Annotated in this window: 16 protein-coding genes; 14 read left to right on the forward strand and 2 right to left on the reverse strand. The window is 50.8% G+C overall.

Going from position 1 to position 19,308, the window contains the following annotated elements:
• Position 1: 1 nt before the first annotated feature.
• The 14 genes from murD to upp all read left to right on the forward strand — a co-directional run bounded on the left by murD (position 2) and on the right by upp (position 16,860).
• Positions 2 to 1,297: a UDP-N-acetylmuramoyl-L-alanine--D-glutamate ligase gene (murD, locus tag TK45_RS12005; RefSeq protein ID WP_131259070.1), complete on the forward strand. Its 1,296-nt coding sequence runs from the start codon at positions 2 to 4 to the stop codon at positions 1,295 to 1,297.
• Positions 1,294 to 2,520: a putative lipid II flippase FtsW gene (ftsW, locus tag TK45_RS12010; protein ID WP_131259071.1), complete on the forward strand. Its 1,227-nt coding sequence runs from the start codon at positions 1,294 to 1,296 to the stop codon at positions 2,518 to 2,520. The genes murD and ftsW overlap by 4 nt, the downstream gene beginning before the upstream one ends.
• On the forward strand, positions 2,513 to 3,577 hold the full coding sequence (gene murG / locus TK45_RS12015; protein WP_131259072.1) for an undecaprenyldiphospho-muramoylpentapeptide beta-N-acetylglucosaminyltransferase: 1,065 nt from the start codon (positions 2,513 to 2,515) through the stop codon (positions 3,575 to 3,577). Before ftsW ends, murG begins: the two co-directional genes overlap by 8 nt.
• Positions 3,578 to 3,612: 35 nt before the next feature.
• Positions 3,613 to 5,028 carry a UDP-N-acetylmuramate--L-alanine ligase gene (murC, locus tag TK45_RS12020; protein ID WP_131259229.1) on the forward strand — a complete coding sequence of 472 codons (1,416 nt, stop codon included), beginning with the start codon at positions 3,613 to 3,615 and terminating at the stop codon, positions 5,026 to 5,028.
• Entirely contained in the window at positions 5,025 to 5,951 is a 927-nt protein-coding gene (locus tag TK45_RS12025) for a D-alanine--D-alanine ligase (protein ID WP_131259073.1), read from the forward strand. The genes murC and TK45_RS12025 overlap by 4 nt, the downstream gene beginning before the upstream one ends.
• Positions 5,948 to 6,682, forward strand: a complete 735-nt coding sequence (locus TK45_RS12030) for a cell division protein FtsQ/DivIB (protein WP_131259074.1) — start codon at positions 5,948 to 5,950, stop codon at positions 6,680 to 6,682. Before TK45_RS12025 ends, TK45_RS12030 begins: the two co-directional genes overlap by 4 nt.
• 5 nt (positions 6,683 to 6,687) lie before the next feature.
• On the forward strand, positions 6,688 to 7,917 hold the full coding sequence (ftsA, locus tag TK45_RS12035) for a cell division protein FtsA (protein ID WP_131259075.1): 1,230 nt from the start codon (positions 6,688 to 6,690) through the stop codon (positions 7,915 to 7,917).
• A gap of 161 nt (positions 7,918 to 8,078) precedes the next feature.
• Positions 8,079 to 9,245: a cell division protein FtsZ gene (ftsZ, locus tag TK45_RS12040; RefSeq protein ID WP_131259076.1), complete on the forward strand. Its 1,167-nt coding sequence runs from the start codon at positions 8,079 to 8,081 to the stop codon at positions 9,243 to 9,245.
• Positions 9,246 to 9,336: 91 nt separating this feature from the next.
• Entirely contained in the window at positions 9,337 to 10,251 is a 915-nt protein-coding gene (gene lpxC / locus TK45_RS12045; protein WP_131259077.1) for a UDP-3-O-acyl-N-acetylglucosamine deacetylase, read from the forward strand.
• Positions 10,252 to 10,467: 216 nt separating this feature from the next.
• Positions 10,468 to 11,337 (forward strand): M23 family metallopeptidase, encoded by an 870-nt coding sequence (locus tag TK45_RS12050; RefSeq protein WP_165490775.1) that lies wholly within the window; start codon positions 10,468 to 10,470, stop codon positions 11,335 to 11,337.
• 109 nt (positions 11,338 to 11,446) lie between these two features.
• Complete coding sequence (gene secA, locus TK45_RS12055) at positions 11,447 to 14,146, forward strand: preprotein translocase subunit SecA (RefSeq protein ID WP_131259079.1); 2,700 nt, start codon at positions 11,447 to 11,449, stop codon at positions 14,144 to 14,146.
• 301 nt (positions 14,147 to 14,447) lie between these two features.
• Positions 14,448 to 14,840, forward strand: a complete 393-nt coding sequence (mutT, locus tag TK45_RS12060) for an 8-oxo-dGTP diphosphatase MutT (protein WP_131259080.1) — start codon at positions 14,448 to 14,450, stop codon at positions 14,838 to 14,840.
• A gap of 51 nt (positions 14,841 to 14,891) precedes the next feature.
• Complete coding sequence (locus tag TK45_RS12065) at positions 14,892 to 16,208, forward strand: hypothetical protein (RefSeq protein ID WP_131259081.1); 1,317 nt, start codon at positions 14,892 to 14,894, stop codon at positions 16,206 to 16,208.
• Between the two features lie 22 nt (positions 16,209 to 16,230).
• On the forward strand, positions 16,231 to 16,860 hold the full coding sequence (gene upp / locus TK45_RS12070; protein ID WP_131259082.1) for a uracil phosphoribosyltransferase: 630 nt from the start codon (positions 16,231 to 16,233) through the stop codon (positions 16,858 to 16,860).
• A 46-nt stretch (positions 16,861 to 16,906) separates the two neighbouring features.
• Here the strand turns inward: upp and lysC are convergent, their stop codons facing one another.
• Complete coding sequence (lysC, locus tag TK45_RS12075) at positions 16,907 to 18,286, reverse strand: lysine-sensitive aspartokinase 3 (protein ID WP_131259083.1); 1,380 nt, start codon at positions 18,284 to 18,286, stop codon at positions 16,907 to 16,909.
• A 95-nt stretch (positions 18,287 to 18,381) separates the two neighbouring features.
• Positions 18,382 to 19,287 carry a 1-aminocyclopropane-1-carboxylate deaminase/D-cysteine desulfhydrase gene (locus tag TK45_RS12080; protein WP_254426607.1) on the reverse strand — a complete coding sequence of 302 codons (906 nt, stop codon included), beginning with the start codon at positions 19,285 to 19,287 and terminating at the stop codon, positions 18,382 to 18,384.
• Positions 19,288 to 19,308: the final 21 nt, after the last annotated feature.

Genomic DNA, 19,308 nt, shown 5'->3' on the forward strand with positions numbered 1-19,308 from the left:
CATGGATTTTCTCGCGGGCAAACACATCGCAGTATTAGGGCTTGGCCAAACGGGCCAGGCTTGTGTTGCCTATTTGCAGGGTAAATGTGAATCCTTGCAAGGATTTGACACCCGCACGAATCTGTCTGTGCAGTTACCTGTGCCGGTAACACTGGGACCATTAGAGGCCGCGCGTTTAACTCAGTTTGACATGCTGGTGGTGTCGCCGGGCTTATCAATACGCAGCGACGCTATTGCCGCGGCAGCGCACCACGGTGTGGAAATTGTCGGGGATGTGGAACTATTTGCGCGGCTGAATCGCAAGCCTGTGATTGCTATTACTGGCAGCAACGGCAAGTCTACCGTTACCTCGCTGGTCACCTCGATGTTGCAGCAAGCCGGACTCAATGCCGCAATGGGCGGCAACATTGGTATTCCGGTGCTGGATTTGCTTGGTACTGATGCTGACGTGTTTGTGCTGGAGTTATCCAGTTTCCAGCTGGAGACCACTTCGTCTTTGGCGCCGGTCGCCGCGACTGTGTTGAATGTCAGTGATGACCATATGGATCGTTACCGGGATTTTGCCGATTACCGCGACAGTAAATTGCGTATTTATCGTCACGCACAGCGATGCATTGCCAATCGTGATGATGCCAGTACCGCTTATCCCAAAGCGTTGGCGCGGGACAGTTTTGGTCTTGAGCCGTCTCGTGATGGTTTTGGCTATGACGCAGCCACGCAAACGATTTTATTTAAGAATCAGGCGTGGCTGAGTATGCAGGATTGCCAACTGCGCGGTTTACACAATGTTGCCAATATTCAGGCGTCAGCGGCGTTGGCGCTGGCGCTTACCGATGACCATGGCGCGCTGCAGCAAGCCGCCAAAACCTTTAAAGGTTTGGCCCATCGCTGTGAGCTGGTATCGCAGCGCGGTGGCGTGAGCTGGATCAATGACTCGAAAGGCACCAATGTGGGTGCCACGTTGGCGGCGATTGATGGTTTGGCGCCAACCGTCACCGGTAAACTGGTATTGATTGCCGGTGGTGATGCCAAAGGTGCGGATTTGCAACCAATGGTGGCTGCGCTGAGCAAGGTCGACACCCTGATTACGCTGGGTAAAGACGGCGATAAAATCGCCCGTCTGCATAACAATGCCAAACCGGTTACCGGCATTCAGCAGGCGGTCAGCCTAGCCGCCTCAATAGCTTCAGAAGGCGATATGGTGCTGTTATCACCGGCATGCGCGAGCCTGGATATGTTCCGAAATTATCAGGATCGCGGTGAACAATTCGTGGCAGCGGTGGAGGCATTGCAATGAGTGCCATGACCAGTCAATTACGTTTACTGTTCAGTCAGCGCCACGGCGAGGTGGATAATCGTCCGTACGATGCAGGATTGTTGCTGATTGCCCTGGCGTTGCTTTCAATCGGGCTGGTCATCGTCACGTCGGCGTCGATGCCGGTAGCAACCCGTTTAACCGGCAACCCGTTTTATTTTGCCCTTCGTCACATCACCTATATCGGACTGGCCTTAGTGGCCGCGGCAGTGGTACTGCAAGTGCCTATGCAAATGTGGAAAAAGTGGAACTTCTACCTGTTAGCCGCTGCCATTGTGTTACTCATTGTGGTGTTGGGGATCGGTCGCAACGTCAACGGCAGTACGCGCTGGATTGTGATTGGACCGATCACCATTCAGGTCGCTGAAATCGCCAAACTGTGTTTCTTTCTGTATCTGTCCGGTTATCTGGTACGCCGTTTCCAGCAAATTACCAAAACCCGTGGATTGGGTTTTTGGATCCCGCTGTTTGTGTTTGGCGTGATGGCATTTTTTCTGCTGATGCAGCCGGATCTGGGTACTGTGATTGTCATGTTTGCCACGACAGTGGGCTTACTGTTTTTGGCCGGCGCGCCATTGCTGCACTTTATTGCCCTATTACTTTCAGGCGTCAGTGTCATCGGCCTGGCGATCGCGCTGGAGCCTTATCGTATGCGCCGTGTCACGGCGTTTATGGATCCCTGGGCGGACCCGTTTGGTAGCGGTTATCAGTTAACCCAATCTCTGATGGCATATGGCCGCGGCGATTGGTTTGGTCAGGGCCTGGGTAACAGTCTGCAGAAACTGGAATATCTGCCCGAAGCACATACCGATTTTATTATGGCGATTTTGGCCGAAGAACTTGGCTATGCCGGTGTTCTGGCGGTACTGATATTGATGTTAATTCTGGTGGTCAAATGTCTGCGTTTAGGCAATCGAGCGCTGGCTCAGGAGCGGGCATTTGAAGGTTTCTTTGCCTACGCCGTAAGTATTTGGTTTAGCTTACAGACCGCCGTCAATATCGGCGCCAGCGCCGGTATTCTGCCAACCAAAGGGCTCACGCTGCCGCTGGTCAGTTATGGTGGTTCCAGCCTGATCTTAATGGCGGTCACGGTGGCGATTATTGTGCGTATCGATTTCGAATTACGCATGCAAAATCTGCAGGCATTACCGGTGCGCAAGCGTCGCCTCACTGAAGCAAAGACGCAGGAGGGGAATAATGGCTAAAACCCTTCTGGTCATGGCCGGTGGTACCGGTGGTCATGTGTTTCCCGGGCTGGCAGTGGCTGATGCACTGAAGGCTGAGGGCTGGTATGTGCACTGGCTGGGTACGCCTAAACGCATGGAGGCCGAACTGGTCCCGGCTAATGGCTATCCAATCAGTTTCGTCGATGTTGAAGGCGTGCGTGGTAATGGCCTGATTCGTTTGCTCGCCGCGCCGTTCAAACTGTTGCGCGCAGTGTGGCAGGCCCGTAAAGCGATTAAACAGTTAAATGTAGATGTGGTGCTTGGTATGGGCGGATTTGCTGCGGGCCCGGGTGGCATCGCAGCCCGGTTGTGTGGTGTACCACTGGTGATCCATGAACAAAATGCGGCAGCCGGGTTAACCAACCGTTATCTGGCGCCGCTGGCCAGCAAGGTGTTATGTGGTTTTGACGGTGCATTTGGTACTAACCAAAAAGCGCAATGGGTGGGTAATCCATTGCGTCCGCAAATTCAGCCAAAAGAAAACACCCATGTGCCACATCAGCCGCTGCGTATCCTGGTGGTAGGTGGCAGTTTGGGGGCATTGGCGCTCAATGATGCATTGCCACGGGTACTGCGCCAGTTTGGTCAGCAGGTAGAAGTACTGCATCAGTGTGGTAAAGGCCGCAGTGATGTGGTGCGTTTGGCATATCAACACGCTGAAAGCGTTACCGTGCAGGATTTCATCGCTGATATGGCCAGTGCCTACCAGTGGGCCGACGTAGTGATTTGTCGTGCCGGTGCATTGACCGTTTCCGAAATTGCCCAAACCGGTGTCGCAGCGATTTTTGTACCACTGCCTCAGGCGGTGGATGACCATCAGGCGAAAAATGCCCTGAGCCTGGTGAATGCAGGTGCTGCGCTAATGGTGCGTCAGGGCGATAGCTTTGAACAAAATTTAATTGCCGCGTTACAACAGGTGGTCGCCGAACCACACACGCTGGCCAATATGGCTGAAGCCGCCAAACAGCAGGCTAAGCCCAGCGCCACCCTGGATGTGGCCAATATATGTAAAGAATTAGCAGGAGAGTCAGTTTGAGTAGTGTGACAACCCAGGCCTATGCCGTTCCGGAAATGCGCCGCATTCGTTGTATCCACTTTGTGGGTATCGGCGGTGCCGGTATGGGCGGTATTGCGGAAGTATTGTTGAATGAAGGTTATCGGGTGTCTGGTTCAGATTTGAACGAGGGCAATATGACCCGTCGTTTGCGAAGCTTGGGTGCTCAGGTATTTATTGGCCATCAGGCCGCCAACGTAGATGGCGTGGATGTGGTGGTGGTGTCCAGTGCGATTAACCCTGCCAACCCTGAAATTCAAACGGCGATGGATAAACGCATTCCGATTATTCGTCGGGCCGAGATGTTGGCTGAATTGATGCGTTTCCGCCACGGTATCGCTGTGGCCGGTACCCACGGCAAAACTACCACGACCAGTTTACTGGCCACGATCTTTGCTGAGGCAGGACTGGATCCAACGTTTGTGATTGGGGGCTTGCTCAACAGTGCTGGCACCAATGCGCGCCTGGGCAGCAGCCGCTTCTTAATTGCAGAAGCAGATGAAAGTGATGCGTCCTTTTTGCATCTGCAGCCAATGGTGTCGGTAGTTACCAATATTGAGCCGGACCATATGGGCACCTATGAAGGTGATTTCCAGCGTATGCAGGATGCCTATATCGACTTTCTGCATAACTTGCCGTTTTATGGTCTGGCCGTATTGTGCGGGGATGATCCCACCATCAATCAACTGCTGGGCAAGATTAAACGTCAGTACACCACCTACGGCGTGGGTGAACACAATGATGTGCGCGCGGTGGATATTCAACTGGGCTTTAACCAAAGCCAGTTTACTGTGCTGCGCAAAGATAAAGTGCCGTTGCGTTTGCGTATTAACGTTGCCGGTCAGCATAACGTGCTTAATGCGTTAGCGGCGATTGCCGTCGCCAGCGATGAAGGCATAGACGATGATGCCATCGTGCGCGCGTTGGGTAGTTTTGGCGGCATCGGCAGACGCTTTGAAATGCTCGGTGAATTTGACACCGGTCGCGGTAAGGCGATCCTGGTCGATGATTATGGACACCACCCTACAGAAGTGGCAGCCACGATTGCGGCAGCACGGAATAACTGGCCGGATCGTCGTCTGGTTATGGCTTATCAGCCACACCGCTATACCCGCACCCATGATCTGTATGAGGACTTTGTTAAGGTCCTGTCCGAAGTGGATGTGCTGTTGCTACTGGAAGTCTACAGCGCCGGCGAAGCACCGATAGAGGGCGCTGACAGCAAATCACTGTGCCGCTCCATCCGTCAGCGCGGCAGTCTTGAACCAGTATATGTGGGTGAGAAAGAAGAATTAGCGCCGATACTGGCCAATACCCTGCAAGATGGCGACATCGTACTGACTCAGGGCGCCGGTAACATTGGAGCACTGGCTCGCGAGCTGCAGAGCGCCGGATTAAACATCGCCACGTTGCAGCAGGGAGAAAGCCAATGAGCGTGACGCATAAAATTGCCGTGATGTTCGGTGGTCATTCCGCTGAGCGCGAGGTATCGCTGCGTTCCGGGCAGGCGGTGTTAAACGCGCTGCTGGAGCAGGGCATTGATGCCCATGGGTTTGATCCGGCGGAACAACCGCTGCTGAATTTACAGCGGGATGGCTACGATCAGGTTCTGATTATGCTGCACGGCCGTGGCGGTGAAGATGGCAGCCTGCAGGGACTGTTGGAACAACTGCACATTCCCTATACCGGCAGTGGTGTTTTAGGTTCCGCTTTGGGGATGGACAAAGTCCGAACTAAGCAAATTATACAAACTTTAGGTTTGCCGACAGCAACTTATCGTGTCGTGCACAAAAGCAGCTATGACGCGGGATCGTGCAAAGATATAATGACGTCGTTTGGGGGCGCCATCATGGTCAAACCGGCGCTGGAAGGATCCAGCATAGGGATGGCCAAAGTCACAACTGCAGAGCAGTTACAGCAAGCGATACAGGACGCATTTAATTACGATAAGCAGGTCCTGTTGGAACAATATATTGAGGGTGACGAATTTACCGTGAGTATTCTGCACGATAAAGCGTTGCCTTCGATCCGCATGTCTACCCCCAGAGAATTTTACGACTATCAGGCCAAATACCAGGCCGATAGTACCCAGTATTTTTGTCCAAGTGGTGCCGATGAAGCCACGGAAGCTCTGCTTGGCGAACTGGCATTAGCGGCATTTAAAGCCGTTGGTGCATCAGGCTGGGGTCGGGTGGATTTTATGCGCGACAGCAACGGGCAGTTGTACATTCTGGAAGTGAATACGGTGCCGGGCATGACAGCAAAATCTCTGGTACCCATGGCCGCTAAAACGGCCGGCTTGACCTTTAACCAGTTAGTGCTGGCGATTCTGGCCACGGCAGGGTTACAAAAATGATGCAACTGGCACTGCCCGATAAAGCTAAACGTCCCCAATTCTGGGCAGGCTTTAGCGTATTCGTGGCTGTGCTGATTGGATTGGGCTGGTTATACAGCAGTATTAGTCGCTGGCTGGAAGATGAGCAGCGGGTACCGGTGCAGGAAATTATCGTCAGTGGTGAGCGTCGCTATCTGGATGATGAACTGGTTAAAAACATTATTCGTCGTTCGCAACCGGGTAGTTTCTTTGAACTGGACGTTAACGAAGCGCTTAACGCGGTAGAAGGGCTGGCGTGGGTGCACAAGGCCTCAATTCGTAAAGAGTGGCCGGCGCGTTTGAAAGTGTACGTGATTGAGCAACAACCGGTGGCGCACTGGAATGACGATATGTTGCTTAATCCACGCGGGGTGTTGTTTAGCGCCGATAAACAAGGCGCGGCTCTTACATTGCCGCATTTATTTGGCCCGGGCGGCAGCGAACTGACTGCCTTGCAGGGTTTTTACGATATGCAGGGACTGCTTAATGCCAGCGGACTGGTGATTGAAGAATTACAGCTCAGCGAACGCTATGCATGGCAACTTCGCCTGAGCAACGGGGTGCGTCTGAATATCGGGCGCCAGGAATTTACCGATCGGGTACAACGCTTTGTGGATTTGTACCCGCTCCTGATGCAGGACGGTCGTCAGCTGGATTATGTGGATCTGCGCTACGACACAGGAATGGCAGTAGGTTGGAAGAGTGAGAGTTAATTAGCATGTCGAAAGGGACGGAACGTAATCTGATAGTTGGCCTGGATATTGGTAGTAGCCAGGTAAAAGCCGTAGTGGGTGAAGTGCTGGACGACGGCAAAATCAGCATTGTCGGTATGGCTACGAATCCTGCGCGTGGAATGGATAAGGCCGGTGTAAATGATTTGAATCTGGTGGTGCAGTCGGTACAGGGCGCTGTGGATGAAATGGAAATGATGGCCGACTGTAAGGTGTCTTCGGTTTATCTGTCGATTTCAGGCCGCCATGTGCAGTGCCAGAATGCCAGCGGTATGGTGCCGATTAACAACAAAGAAGTAACCGAAGATGACGTCATTAACGTCAACCATGCAGCCAGTTCCGTGCCTATCGCCGCGGAACGTCGCATCCTGCATGTGCTGCCGCAGGAATACACCATCGATGTGCAGGAAAAAATAAAAAACCCGGTTGGTATGTCAGGTGTGCGCATGGAAACCGAAGTGCACATTATTACCTGTTCGGATGATATGGCGCGCAACCTGATTAAATGTGTCGAGCGTTGCGGTCTGTCTGATGATCAGGTCATTTTCTCGGCGTTGGCATCCAGCTACGCGGTATTGACCGACGATGAGAAAGAGCTGGGTGTGTGCGTGGTCGATATCGGTGCCGGTACCATGGATATCGTTATTTATGTAGATGGCGCGATTCGTTACACCGCCGTTATTCCGGTGGCGGGCAATCAGATCACCAATGACATCGCGAAAATCTTCCGCACGCCGATCAGTCATGCGGAAGAAATTAAAGTCAATTATGCCTGTGCACTGAAAGACATGGTCAAGATGGAAGAAACCATCGAGGTTCCCAGTGTAGGCGGACGTCCGGCGCGCAAGATGTCACGCCATACCCTGTCAGAGGTTATCGAACCTCGTTATCAGGAAATGTTTGAGCTGGTGCAGGAACATATTAAGCGCAGCGGTTTTGCCGAACAGGTCGCCGCCGGCATCGTATTAACCGGCGGTAGTGCCAAGATGGAAGGTGCAATTGAATTTGCCGAAGAACTCTTCCAGATGCCAGTGCGTGTTGGTAAACCTCTGAATATTAAGGGTTTGTCTGATTATGTGGACGATCCTGTATACGCCACGGTAGTCGGCCTGCTGATGTATGGTCAGGGCCAGATGGTACAACGAAAAGGACAGAAAGGACGTAAAACGGAAAGCGTCTTCGAGCGTTTGAAGAGCTTTTTTAAGGGGTCGTTTTAACGGTTTGAATGTGGGATTGAACAAATAACAATAAATTACCAAATTCAATTGGCTAACAAGTTGAAAAAAAAGGTAAAATCTGTTCAACCCGCAATCATTGCAAAAATCGGCGGTGCAAGAGGAAGTGACACCCCGAACACTAACTATAAGCGGAGAGTACAATGTTTGAATTAATGGACAACAATCATAGCGAAGACGCTGTAATTAAAGTCATCGGTGTTGGTGGTGGCGGTGGTAATGCCATCGAACACATGGTTGAGCAAAACATCGAAGGCGTTGAATTTATTGCCATCAATACCGACGCCCAGGTATTGCGCAAATCTTCTGCCAACGTGACGCTGCAAATTGGTAGCAATGTCACCAAAGGCTTAGGCGCTGGTGCGAACCCGGAAATCGGTCGCAATGCAGCCATCGAAGATGCCGACACTATCCGTCAAACCCTGCAAGGGTCTGATATGGTATTTATCACTGCCGGTATGGGCGGTGGTACTGGTACGGGTGCAGCACCGGAAGTGGCCAAGATCGCCCGCGAAATGGGGATCCTGACGGTTGCCGTAGTAACCCGTCCGTTTGGTTTCGAAGGTAAAAAACGCGCCGCATTCGCCGATACAGGCATCGCGGATCTGGCTCGTTGTGTGGACTCGCTGATCACGATTCCAAACGAAAAACTGTTGAAAATTATGCCCAAAGGCACACCTTTGCTGCAGGCATTTAGCGAAGCGAACAACGTATTACGCGGCGCTGTGCAGGGTATTGCTGAATTGATTACCCGTCCGGGATTGATCAACGTTGACTTTGCTGACGTAAAAACCGTTATGTCAGAAATGGGTACCGCGATGATGGGCAGTGGCGCAGCCAAAGGCCCGGATCGTGCCGAGGAAGCTGCAGAACAAGCGATTGCCTGCCCGTTATTGGAAGATGTGGATCTGTCGGGTGCCCGTGGCATTCTGGTGAACATCACCGCCGGTCCGGATTTCTCAATTGATGAATTTGAAGTGGTGGGTAATGCCGTTAAAGCGTTTGCCTCTGAAAATGCCACTGTGGTTGTCGGTACTGTCATCGACATGGACATGGTCGATGAGCTGCGTGTGACGGTAGTTGCAACGGGTATTGGCGCTGAGCGTAAGCCGGATATTTCTCTGGTCAGCAACAGTGGTCGTGCACCAGCACCGCGTCAGGTTACGTTTGATGAACACCCAGAGCCAGTATTTGGCAATCAGGGTAATGCGGCAGTGAAGAGCAAGCCAGCTGCTGAGCAGCAGGAAATGCCTGCCGAGCGCGATGAGTACCTGGATATTCCAGCATTTTTACGTCGTCAGGCTGACTAGTAACGGTCAAAAAAAGCACTTTTTTGACATTTTCTGGTCAAACCAGTAAAATTCGCGCCCTTTTGGTGAAATGACAGCAAGATAAGGCTGAATGATTAAACAACGCACAATTAAACAGGCCGTACAGGTTACTGGAATTGGACTGCATAAAGGCGACAAGGTCACGATGACTCTCCGACCTGCGCCCGCGAATACAGGTATTGTATTCCGGCGTGTTGACCTTGAGCCATATGCAGATATTCCGGCTGTTGCCAATGCAGTGGACGACACTGTGTTGTGTACCTGTTTGAGTAATGCTGAGGGCGTCAGCATCTCTACCGTTGAGCATTTATCATCAGCATTGGCTGGCCTGGGTATCGATAACATTATTGTTGAGGTCGATGCCAACGAATTGCCGATTATGGACGGCAGCGCCAGCCCATTTATTTTCTTGCTGCAAACCGCTGGTATTGAAGAGCTCAATGCTGCCAAACGCTTTATGCGGGTAAAACGCAAAGTGCGTGTGGAAGACGGTGACAAGTGGGCCGAATTTTTACCTTATGACGGTTTCAAAGTGGATTTTCGCATCGACTTTGACCATCCGGTGATCAGCCAGACACGTCAGCATATGGTGATGGATTTCAGCACCGCCTCGTACGTTGACGAAGTTAGCCGCGCGCGTACGTTTGGCTTTATGAAGGATCTGGAATATATGCATGCGCACAAACTGGCGCTGGGTGGCAGTATGGAAAATGCCGTCGCGCTGGATGAATACCGGGTGCTGAATCAGGAAGGACTACGTTATGACGACGAATTCCTGAAGCATAAGATCCTGGATGCCGTTGGTGATTTGTATCTGGGTGGTCACAGTATCATTGGTGAATTCCGCGCCTACAAATCCGGCCACGGCCTGAATAATAAGTTGTTACGCGCGCTGTTGAAACAGACAGATGCGTGGGAGTTTGTCAGTTATGAAGAAACGCAAACCCCAATCAACTTCGCCATGCCATTGGCGGTTGGATCATAATAAGAATTAAATTTACAAATGCCGCAAACTGCGGCATTTTTACGTTCTACGCGTAATAAAAAATACAATTAAAAAGCGTTTACAAATCAAGAGGTAAGGCGTTTTTTGGCAAAGTGGTCAATAATCTGCATAACAGATGATGGCTGCCAATAATCTGACAACGCTATAAAACACGACGATATGATGCACATAACACTACATACATCGCTGAAAACTATGCGAATCAATCTGCGACCATACCAGTTATTGCTGGTCACCGCAGCATTGGTGAGTAGTGGCTATTATGTGGGTAAAAATCGTAGTGAACAGCAAAGCGCCGATATTGCCCGGGTCACCCTGACTCAACAAAGCCTGCAGGATCAACAAGCGCAGGTAGAAGCCTTGCGCGAAGATGCGCAGGAAAAGCTCACCGGCATGATTATTAAGCTCGGCGATATGCAAGCGCAGATCCGCCGCCTTGATGCATTGGGCGAAAAACTGGCCGAGCGTGCCAATCTGCCCGTCGAAGAATTTGGCTTTGGCGCCGAGCCTGCCGTGGGCGGCCCAACCACAGAATTAGCCAGTTACCTGGTAGAAAGCAGTGATGATGTAATTATTGGCATGAATGAGCTTTTGGCGGATTTAGAAAACAAATCCATGCAGCTCAATGCGCTTGAATCCATCCTGATGAGTCACCATGTAGATGAACAGAGTTATTTAGCAGGCCGACCGGTCACCGCAGGGTGGTTGTCGTCCTACTACGGAATTCGCAAAGATCCCTTCTCCGGCCAACCCGCCATGCATAATGGTCTGGATTTCGCCGGCACAGAAGGCGATCCGGTTGTAGCGACCGGTGCCGGGCTTGTGACCTGGTCTGGAGAACGCTACGGCTATGGAAACTTAATTGAAATTGACCATGGCGACGGGCTTGTTACCCGCTACGGTCATAATAAAGAGATTAAAGTGGCTTTGGGTGACGTGGTTACCAAGGGCCAGCATATCGGCATTATGGGTTCTACCGGTCGTTCGACGGGTGCGCATGTGCATTACGAAGTGCTTCGCAACGGGATCCAGCAGGATCCTCTGCCTTACGTCTCACGCAACTAAGTTTTCTGGCGAGTATTGGGGTATCATCGGCCACCTGGCTGAGTGCCATGCATTGTGTAATAGCAACGCTCGGAAATTTCATAAATAAAAGATTGGAAGCGGTAAATCCATGTTCTCAAGCATACTGACAAAGATATTCGGCAGCAGTAACGACCGGATCCTGAAAAAACTGAACAAGCAGGTTGTGCAAATCAACCAATTGGAACCGGAACTGGAAGCGCTCAGTGACGAGCAACTGCAGGCCAAAACCGCAGAATTCCGTCAGCGTATTGAAGAGGGCGCCAGCCTGGACTCGTTGCTGGTTGAAGCCTTCGCGGTGGTGCGCGAGGCCTCGAAGCGTGTGTTTGGCATGCGTCATTTCGATGTGCAATTACTCGGTGGTATGGTGCTGCACTCAGGCAAAATTTCCGAGATGCGTACCGGTGAGGGTAAAACCCTGACCGCTACACTGCCTGCCTACCTTAACGGTTTGAGCGGTAAAGGTGTCCACATTGTAACCGTGAACGATTATCTGGCACGTCGTGATGCCGACTGGTCACGTCCATTGTTTGCCTTCCTGGGGATGACGGTGGGCTGCAATATTCCGGGCATGGGCCATCAGGACAAGAAAGAAGCCTATGGTTGTGACATTACCTACGGCACTAACAACGAATTTGGTTTCGATTACTTGCGTGACAATATGGCGTTTGCCCCGGAACAACGGGTGCAGCGTCCGCTTAATTTCGCCATCGTGGATGAGGTCGACTCCATCCTTATCGATGAAGCGCGTACGCCGCTGATTATTTCCGGTCCGGCTGAAGATTCGTCAGAATTATACAAAGCGGTCAATAGCATTATTCCGGAACTGGTACGCCAGGAAAAAGAAGACGAAGAAGGCGTGGAAGGCGATGGTGACTTTACCATCGATGAGAAATCCAAGCAGATTCACCTGACCGAAAAAGGTCAGATCCATATCGAAGAAATTCTGCACCGTATCAAGGTATTGCCAGAAGACGAGTCTCTATTTGCGGCACAGAATATCTCATTGCTGCATCATGTGAATGCCGCATTACGTGCCCATCACCTGTTCCACCGCGATGTTGACTATATCGTCAAAGATGGCGAAGTGGTGATTGTTGATGAGCACACCGGCCGTACGATGGAAGGCCGTCGCTGGTCGGAAGGTTTGCACCAGGCGGTTGAAGCCAAAGAAGGTGTGAATATTCAGAACGAGAACCAGACGCTGGCATCGATTACCTTCCAGAATTACTTCCGTTTGTACAATACGTTATCCGGTATGACTGGTACTGCCGATACCGAAGCATTTGAATTTAATCATATTTATGGCTTGTTGACGGTAGTAGTACCGACCAATAAACCAATGATCCGTAATGATATGACCGATTTGGTTTATCTGACCGCGGAGGAAAAATATGAAGCGATTATCGAAGATATTAAGCAGGTTGTAGCGCAAAAGCGTCCGGTACTGGTGGGCACTATCAGTATCGAAAACTCTGAATTACTGTCGCGCCTGCTGACTAAGGCCAAGATTAAGCACAAGGTCTTAAACGCCAAGTTCCACGCGCAGGAAGCCGATATCATCGCCCAGGCAGGCTCGGCAGGGGCGGTAACAATCGCCACTAACATGGCTGGTCGTGGTACCGATATCGTGCTCGGTGGTAACTGGCAGGCCGAAATCGCTAAGCTGGAAAACCCGACAGACGATCAAATCGCCAAGATTAAGGCGCAGTGGAAAGAAGACCACGACAAAGTACTGGAAGCTGGCGGCTTGCACATCATCGGCACTGAACGTCACGAGTCGCGCCGTATCGATAACCAGTTACGTGGTCGTGCCGGTCGTCAGGGTGATGCGGGTTCTTCGCGCTTCTACCTGTCGTTAGAGGATCCATTAATGCGCATCTTCGCCTCGGAAAAAATGGGCGCAATGATGAAACGTCTGGGCATGAAGCGTGGCGAAGCTATCGAGCACCCTTGGTTAAACCGTGCTATCGAGAATGCCCAGCGTAAAGTGGAAGGCCGTAACTTCGATATTCGTAAGAACCTGTTGGAATTTGATGATGTCGCCAACGATCAGCGTAAGGTCATTTACGAACAGCGCAACGAATTGATGGATGAAGGCGATATTTCTGCCACCATCGATGCGATTCGTGAAGATGTGGTGAATAACGTCATCAGCGAATATATTCCGCCACAATCGTTGGAAGAAATGTGGGATCTGCCTGCACTGGAAGAGCGCCTGAAAGCCGAATTCCAAACCGACCTGCCGTTACGAGCCTGGTTGGAAGCGGACGATAAGTTATACGAAGAAAAGCTGCGCGAGCGTATTCTGGAAGAAGTGGTGGCCGCTTACCGTGCCAAGGAAGAGCAGATTGGTGGCAATGTGATGCGTCAGGTCGAAAAGGCCATCATGCTGCAGTCACTGGACTCCCATTGGAAAGAGCATTTAGCTGCGATGGATCATCTGCGTCAGGGTATCCACCTGCGTGGTTACGCACAGAAAAACCCGAAGCAGGAATACAAGCGTGAGTCGTTTGAACTGTTCTCTGAGATGCTGGAAAACCTCAAAGTTGATGTAATTACCACCTTGTCGAAGATTCAGTTGCGCGCAGAATCTGATGCTGAGCGGTTAGAAGAACAACGTCGTCGTCAGGCCGAAGAGCTGCAGCGTAAGGAACAGTTATCTGGGCCATCTCAGGCCGCACCAGGCAGTGCAGTAATGCGTGAAGGGGCCAAAGTAGGTCGTAACGACCCATGCCCATGCGGTTCCGGCAAAAAGTACAAACAATGTCACGGTAGTCTAACTGCTTAAGGATAAAGGTCGGCAATTGCCGACCTTTTATTAGAGCCTGTTTGTCTTTGTTTGTTTTGTATGCTGGTAGCAAAAATCATTCAGACCAAGGCGTTCAAGATGCAGTTTGGCAATCCAAACAAATCTTGAACAACGCAGGTGTGGGGGGGGTTAGCCCCAGCCCAAAGGGCAGTGGCCTTTTTTAAGCCATGCTGCCCACAAATTTGCTTATTTGTGCCCACCAAACTTCACAGATTTGCGGTTGCCTAGCTTAAAAAATACCTACTGCATAGATAACTAACAAAGATAAACAGGCTCTAATATGAAAAAAGTTGAAGTCGCAGTCGGTGTAATACGCCGCAATAACCAAATTTTTATTACTAAACGCCCGCAAAATCTGCATCAGGGCGGAAAGTGGGAATTTCCCGGTGGCAAGCGTGAAGCCGATGAAAGCATGGATCAGGCGCTGGTGCGTGAACTGCGTGAAGAGGTCGGCATTGAGACTCACGGGCAATTGCCGTTACTGGTGATCGAACACGACTATGGTGATAAACAGGTGGTGCTAGATGTCCGAATCGTGGAGCAGTTCAGCGGAGAGCCACACGGACAGGAAGGTCAGCTCGGAGCGTGGGTCGCCATCAGTGCCCTCAGTGATTATGAATTTCCCGAGGCAAATAAAGTGATTATCGAAAAATTGCTTGAAAGAATTAGGTAAGCAGCGAGAATAACGCATAAATAGGACAGATTGATTTACAAGGAATGTACGATGAAAAACCTTATTCTGGCGGCGACGTCCGTAACATTATTAGCAGCGTGTGGTGGTTCTGGCTCTGACAGTGGTGGCAACAAAACGCCAACTGCAGCCAAAAGAATCGTAACCCAACAACATTACCTCAGAGACGACTGCGGAGAACTGTCACCGAACACACTGGCGGAATTTATTGAACATGACGCAAGTGGCGCGGTAGTCGCAACCCATAAATCCGATTCGCAGGGACAATTTTCGGTTGAGCTTAACAGTAAAACGAAACACCTGACTATTCACACTACTGAATATAACAGTGGCTATGAATCTAAAAACCTAAGAACGTTTTTAGATATTCAGGCTGGTGATTTAGGGGTAGTCTACAGTGATTTCTCTATATCCGGCCAGTGCGAATGCGCTAAAGCCGTGTTGCAACTCGATGGCCTGGAGGGTGTGTACTCCGGATATAGCTTACGTGTAAGTAGCGAGCGGGTCTCCAAAATAGCTAGTAACTTTAACTATAACAACACTATTGAAATGCCCGTTTGCGATGCCCAAGAGACATTAAATCTTCGTTTGCATAGCACCAGTAGCGGTGAGCTTGTGGCTGGTACAATTGAGGTTTCTGCCAATCAAATCTATCAGCTCACGTCGCAAGATTTTCCGTTTCAGGGCCAGCCAGTAATCATTACGGATTATTTAGATAATCCGAAATATGCTGCCTGGGGTTACAACGGTGACCGTGCTTTTTGGTGGTCAAATACCAGCACTTATGGTGAGCCTGTATATTATGTTCCCGGTCAGGCCGAGTCGTTCAAAGTCAGCGTATATGATTACGTTTCCGAGGAAGTTAACGGATTCGATGTACGAGTTCAACACTACGCCAGTACACCAGTCAGTGCAGACGGCGAGGTTGATTTTTCGTTACTGCCTTCATTAGGTGAAGTCAGAGATCGCTTAGAAAGTAGCCTTATCGCATTTGCAGAAAATCAGAATGCTTCATTTAGTTATGATTTGAGCGGGGTCCATGATGATGCCGACCAGACATATTTTGGGTTCAGTTTTTCCGGACAAATTCCAACATATTGGTCAATAGAAGGGCAACTAAAGGGCACCGTGCCCGATTTAAGCCTGACGCCAGAGCTTGAGGCGTTTTTCGAACAAGCCCCTTTCGATAGCGTAGACTTCGAAGTATCTGTTGACGGATTAACGGGTGTGCAGGGCTTACAGAACTACAGAAATAAGTTTTACGGTCAGACTCCACAACAACGTAATGAAGATGCCACATCTGGAGTCTATTTTTATTTGATTGAAATAATTCAAAATATCCCATTGTAAAAAATAAGGTAAAGAGGGACCCATGGCGGTACATCAGATCAATCACCCATTAATCCAGCACAAGCTGGGGTTGATGCGCGAAGCGGGCTTGAGCAGTAAGCATTTTCGCGAGCTGGCCAGTGAAGTGGGCAATTTGCTGACTTATGAGGCAACCCGCGAACTGGAAACCGAGACGGTCAGTATTGATGGCTGGGCGGGAACGCCGATTAATGTGCAGCGTATTAAGGGTAAAAAAATTACCGTGGTGCCCATATTGCGTGCGGGCCTGGGTATGCTGGATGGCGTGATGAACCTGATCCCCAATGCCAAAATCAGTGTGGTGGGCCTATATCGTAATGAGGAAACCCTGCAACCGGTGGCCTATTTCGATAAGGTGGTAAAAGACGTGGCCGAGCGTACCGCCTTGATCGTTGACCCAATGCTGGCTACCGGCGGCACGCTAATCGCGACGATTGATTTACTTAAGCAAAAAGGTTGCGAGCACATTATGGGTTTGTTTTTGGTGGCCGCGCCAGAGGGGATTAAAGCCGTGACGGACGCACACCCAGACGTAGATATATTTACTGCCGCGATTGATGAGCGCCTGAATGATCAGGGCTATATCTTGCCGGGCTTAGGCGATGCCGGTGATAAGATTTTCGGTACCCGCTGATTTTATGCAGAACTAAAAAAGGCGACCGTTCGGTCGCCTTTCTCATTTAGCTTTCAAATAAATCCCTATGCAGGGCTTTGACCACATTATCGCTGTCACTGGCGTTGACCAGAAACGAGATGTTGTGGGGGTTAGCACCGTAGCAAATCATCCGCAGGTTATGTTCGCGCAGCGCGTTAAAGATTCGGCTCGAGACACCGGCTTCACTGTGCATGTTGTTACCCACCACGGTGACCAGATCGAACCCTTCTTCGACTTTCACCTCACAAATCTCGCGCAGTTCGGACAGGGTTTCCTGATTAATCTTAGAACGCACTGAGTTTGGTGGGTTGTCGATAGTCATGGACACCGCAATTTCCGAGGTGGTGACCAGGTCAACACTCAGGTTGTGGCTGGCGATAATGCCAAATACCTGTTGCAGGAAACCCGGCGCATAAAGCATTTTCGGGGTTTTTACCGTCACCATCACCTGGTCTTTGCGACGGGTAATGGCGCGGTAGTGCGGTTCGTGAGCACAATCCCGTGCTATCCAGGTACCGCCTTTGTCCGGCTCTTTGCTGGAACCCACAAACACGCGAATGTTTTTACGTACTGCCGGTACCATGGTGGCCGGGTGCAGGACTTTGGCACCGAAGGTGGCCATCTCCGCAGCTTCCTCGAAACTTAATTCTGCCAGCGGGCGTGCAGCGGCGGTAATGCGTGGATCTGTGGTATATACCCCGGTCACGTCAGTCCAGATTTCATAGGTTTGCGCATTCAGTGCTTCGGCCAGCAGCGCTGCAGTATAATCTGAGCCACCGCGCCCTAACGTGGTGGTGTTGCCTTGTTCATCGGCACCAATAAAGCCCTGAGTAACCTGTATGGCTTGCGCCATGGCCGGTTGCAGCAATTTGTCACAGCGTGCAGCAATCGTCGCAATCTGCGGAACGGCTTCACCAAAGGTGTTATCGGTAACCAGCACATTACGGGCATCGAAGTTTTCTGCCTTGCCGCCATGTTGATTTAACACTTCGGCAAACATCAGCGACGACATGCGTTCACCCAGGGACAAAATCGCATCTTTTAAATCCGGGCGATGCAGGATCTCTTCATGGTGCGCCAGCTCTTCCAGTTGTTCGAACAATTCGTTGAGCTTTGGCTCCACCGCAGAGGGATTAGCTAATGCGTGCAGTATATTCAGCTCGATCTGTTTGATCTTGTCCACCACCGCGTTGATTTCATCGCGGGTCATGGCCTTATGAGCTAACTCAACCAGCAAGTTGGTTACGCCAGCGGCGGCACTTACCACCACCACACGGGTAGCCGGGTTATTCAGGACAATTTTGGCGCAATTTTGCATGGCAGTGAAATCTGCCACACTGGTACCGCCAAACTTAGCGACGTTTAAAGCAGAAGCGTCGAACTGAGCCGCAACAGGCTGGGTCATGATCTGTGTAGTTTCCTGTGATTAAGTGAATGAAATCACGCAAAATCTAGCAGGAATCAAACTAATGTAAATTGGCTTGGGTGAAAAAAGTCGTGTTATTTGCGCTGACCCTGCAATCCACCGGTATGCAGCAACAAAATTCGGCTGTTCAGCGGGAAGTAACCTGCCTCGCACAGTTGTCTCGCCGCAAAAAATAATTTGCCGGAATAGACCGACTCCAGCGGGATGGACGGGCTAATTTGTGGGTCTGTAACGAAGTCCATAAGTTCGGCGCTGGTTTTGGCATAGCCGCCGTGATGGAAGTCATGCAGGATTTGCCAGTCTGTTGCACTGGTAGGCGCCGATTGAGATACCAGTGACTCCAGATAGTTCTCACCTTTGAGCACGGCTATCGCTCGCAGTGCCGGGCATTTGGGATTCGAGGCCAGCCCGGCTAATGTGCCGCCACTGGCTACTGGTAGCAGCAGCATGTCATAGAATTGGGTCAACTCGTAGACGATCTCAGCCACACCGGCCAGCGCATCAGGGGAAGAACCGCCTTCCGGGATAATCATGGCTTCTGGATATTGCTGTCGCAGGTGTTGCACATAGTCGGCATCATTACGCCGCTGATAGGTTGCTTTGGTCACATAATGAATTTGTGCGCCCCATCGATGTAGATCCTGCAACATCGGTGTTGGATTGGCGCGGTAATCGCCACGGATAATCACGTTCAGATGCCAGCCAGCCTGAAAGCACACATAACCCAGCGCATGTAAATGATTGGAATAACCACCACCAAAGCTGACAAATTTGGTAATGCCGGCTTGTTCGGCACGCGACAATGCACCATGTAGTTTGCGCCATTTATTGCCGGAAATGATCGGATGAATCAGATCATCGCGTTTAACCCAGAACTCTGCACCGTTTGGGTTACGCCAGTCCACAGACAATTTTTGTTCAACAGAGGGTAGGCGAATGCCAAGGTTTGTCGCTAACATGGTCGCGAGGAAAATAATCAATAATCACAACAGGATACCACT

The organism is Bowmanella sp. JS7-9 (genome assembly GCF_004329715.1).
Classification (GTDB): Bacteria; Pseudomonadota; Gammaproteobacteria; order Enterobacterales; family Alteromonadaceae; genus Pseudobowmanella; species Pseudobowmanella zhangzhouensis.

Excerpts from the sequence above, each read along its gene's own strand:
- murD (WP_131259070.1), top strand. The coding sequence starts at position 2 with ATGGATTTTCTCGCGGGCAAACACATCGCAGTATTAGGGCTTGGCCAA.
- ftsW (WP_131259071.1), top strand. The coding sequence starts at position 1,294 with ATGAGTGCCATGACCAGTCAATTACGTTTACTGTTCAGTCAGCGCCAC.
- murG (WP_131259072.1), top strand. The coding sequence starts at position 2,513 with ATGGCTAAAACCCTTCTGGTCATGGCCGGTGGTACCGGTGGTCATGTG.
- murC (WP_131259229.1), top strand. The coding sequence starts at position 3,613 with ATGCGCCGCATTCGTTGTATCCACTTTGTGGGTATCGGCGGTGCCGGT.
- TK45_RS12025 (WP_131259073.1), top strand. The coding sequence starts at position 5,025 with ATGAGCGTGACGCATAAAATTGCCGTGATGTTCGGTGGTCATTCCGCT.
- TK45_RS12030 (WP_131259074.1), top strand. The coding sequence starts at position 5,948 with ATGATGCAACTGGCACTGCCCGATAAAGCTAAACGTCCCCAATTCTGG.
- ftsA (WP_131259075.1), top strand. The coding sequence starts at position 6,688 with ATGTCGAAAGGGACGGAACGTAATCTGATAGTTGGCCTGGATATTGGT.
- ftsZ (WP_131259076.1), top strand. The coding sequence starts at position 8,079 with ATGTTTGAATTAATGGACAACAATCATAGCGAAGACGCTGTAATTAAA.
- lpxC (WP_131259077.1), top strand. The coding sequence starts at position 9,337 with ATGATTAAACAACGCACAATTAAACAGGCCGTACAGGTTACTGGAATT.
- TK45_RS12050 (WP_165490775.1), top strand. The coding sequence starts at position 10,468 with ATGCGAATCAATCTGCGACCATACCAGTTATTGCTGGTCACCGCAGCA.
- secA (WP_131259079.1), top strand. The coding sequence starts at position 11,447 with ATGTTCTCAAGCATACTGACAAAGATATTCGGCAGCAGTAACGACCGG.
- mutT (WP_131259080.1), top strand. The coding sequence starts at position 14,448 with ATGAAAAAAGTTGAAGTCGCAGTCGGTGTAATACGCCGCAATAACCAA.
- TK45_RS12065 (WP_131259081.1), top strand. The coding sequence starts at position 14,892 with ATGAAAAACCTTATTCTGGCGGCGACGTCCGTAACATTATTAGCAGCG.
- upp (WP_131259082.1), top strand. The coding sequence starts at position 16,231 with ATGGCGGTACATCAGATCAATCACCCATTAATCCAGCACAAGCTGGGG.
- lysC (WP_131259083.1), bottom strand. The coding sequence starts at position 18,286 with ATGACCCAGCCTGTTGCGGCTCAGTTCGACGCTTCTGCTTTAAACGTC.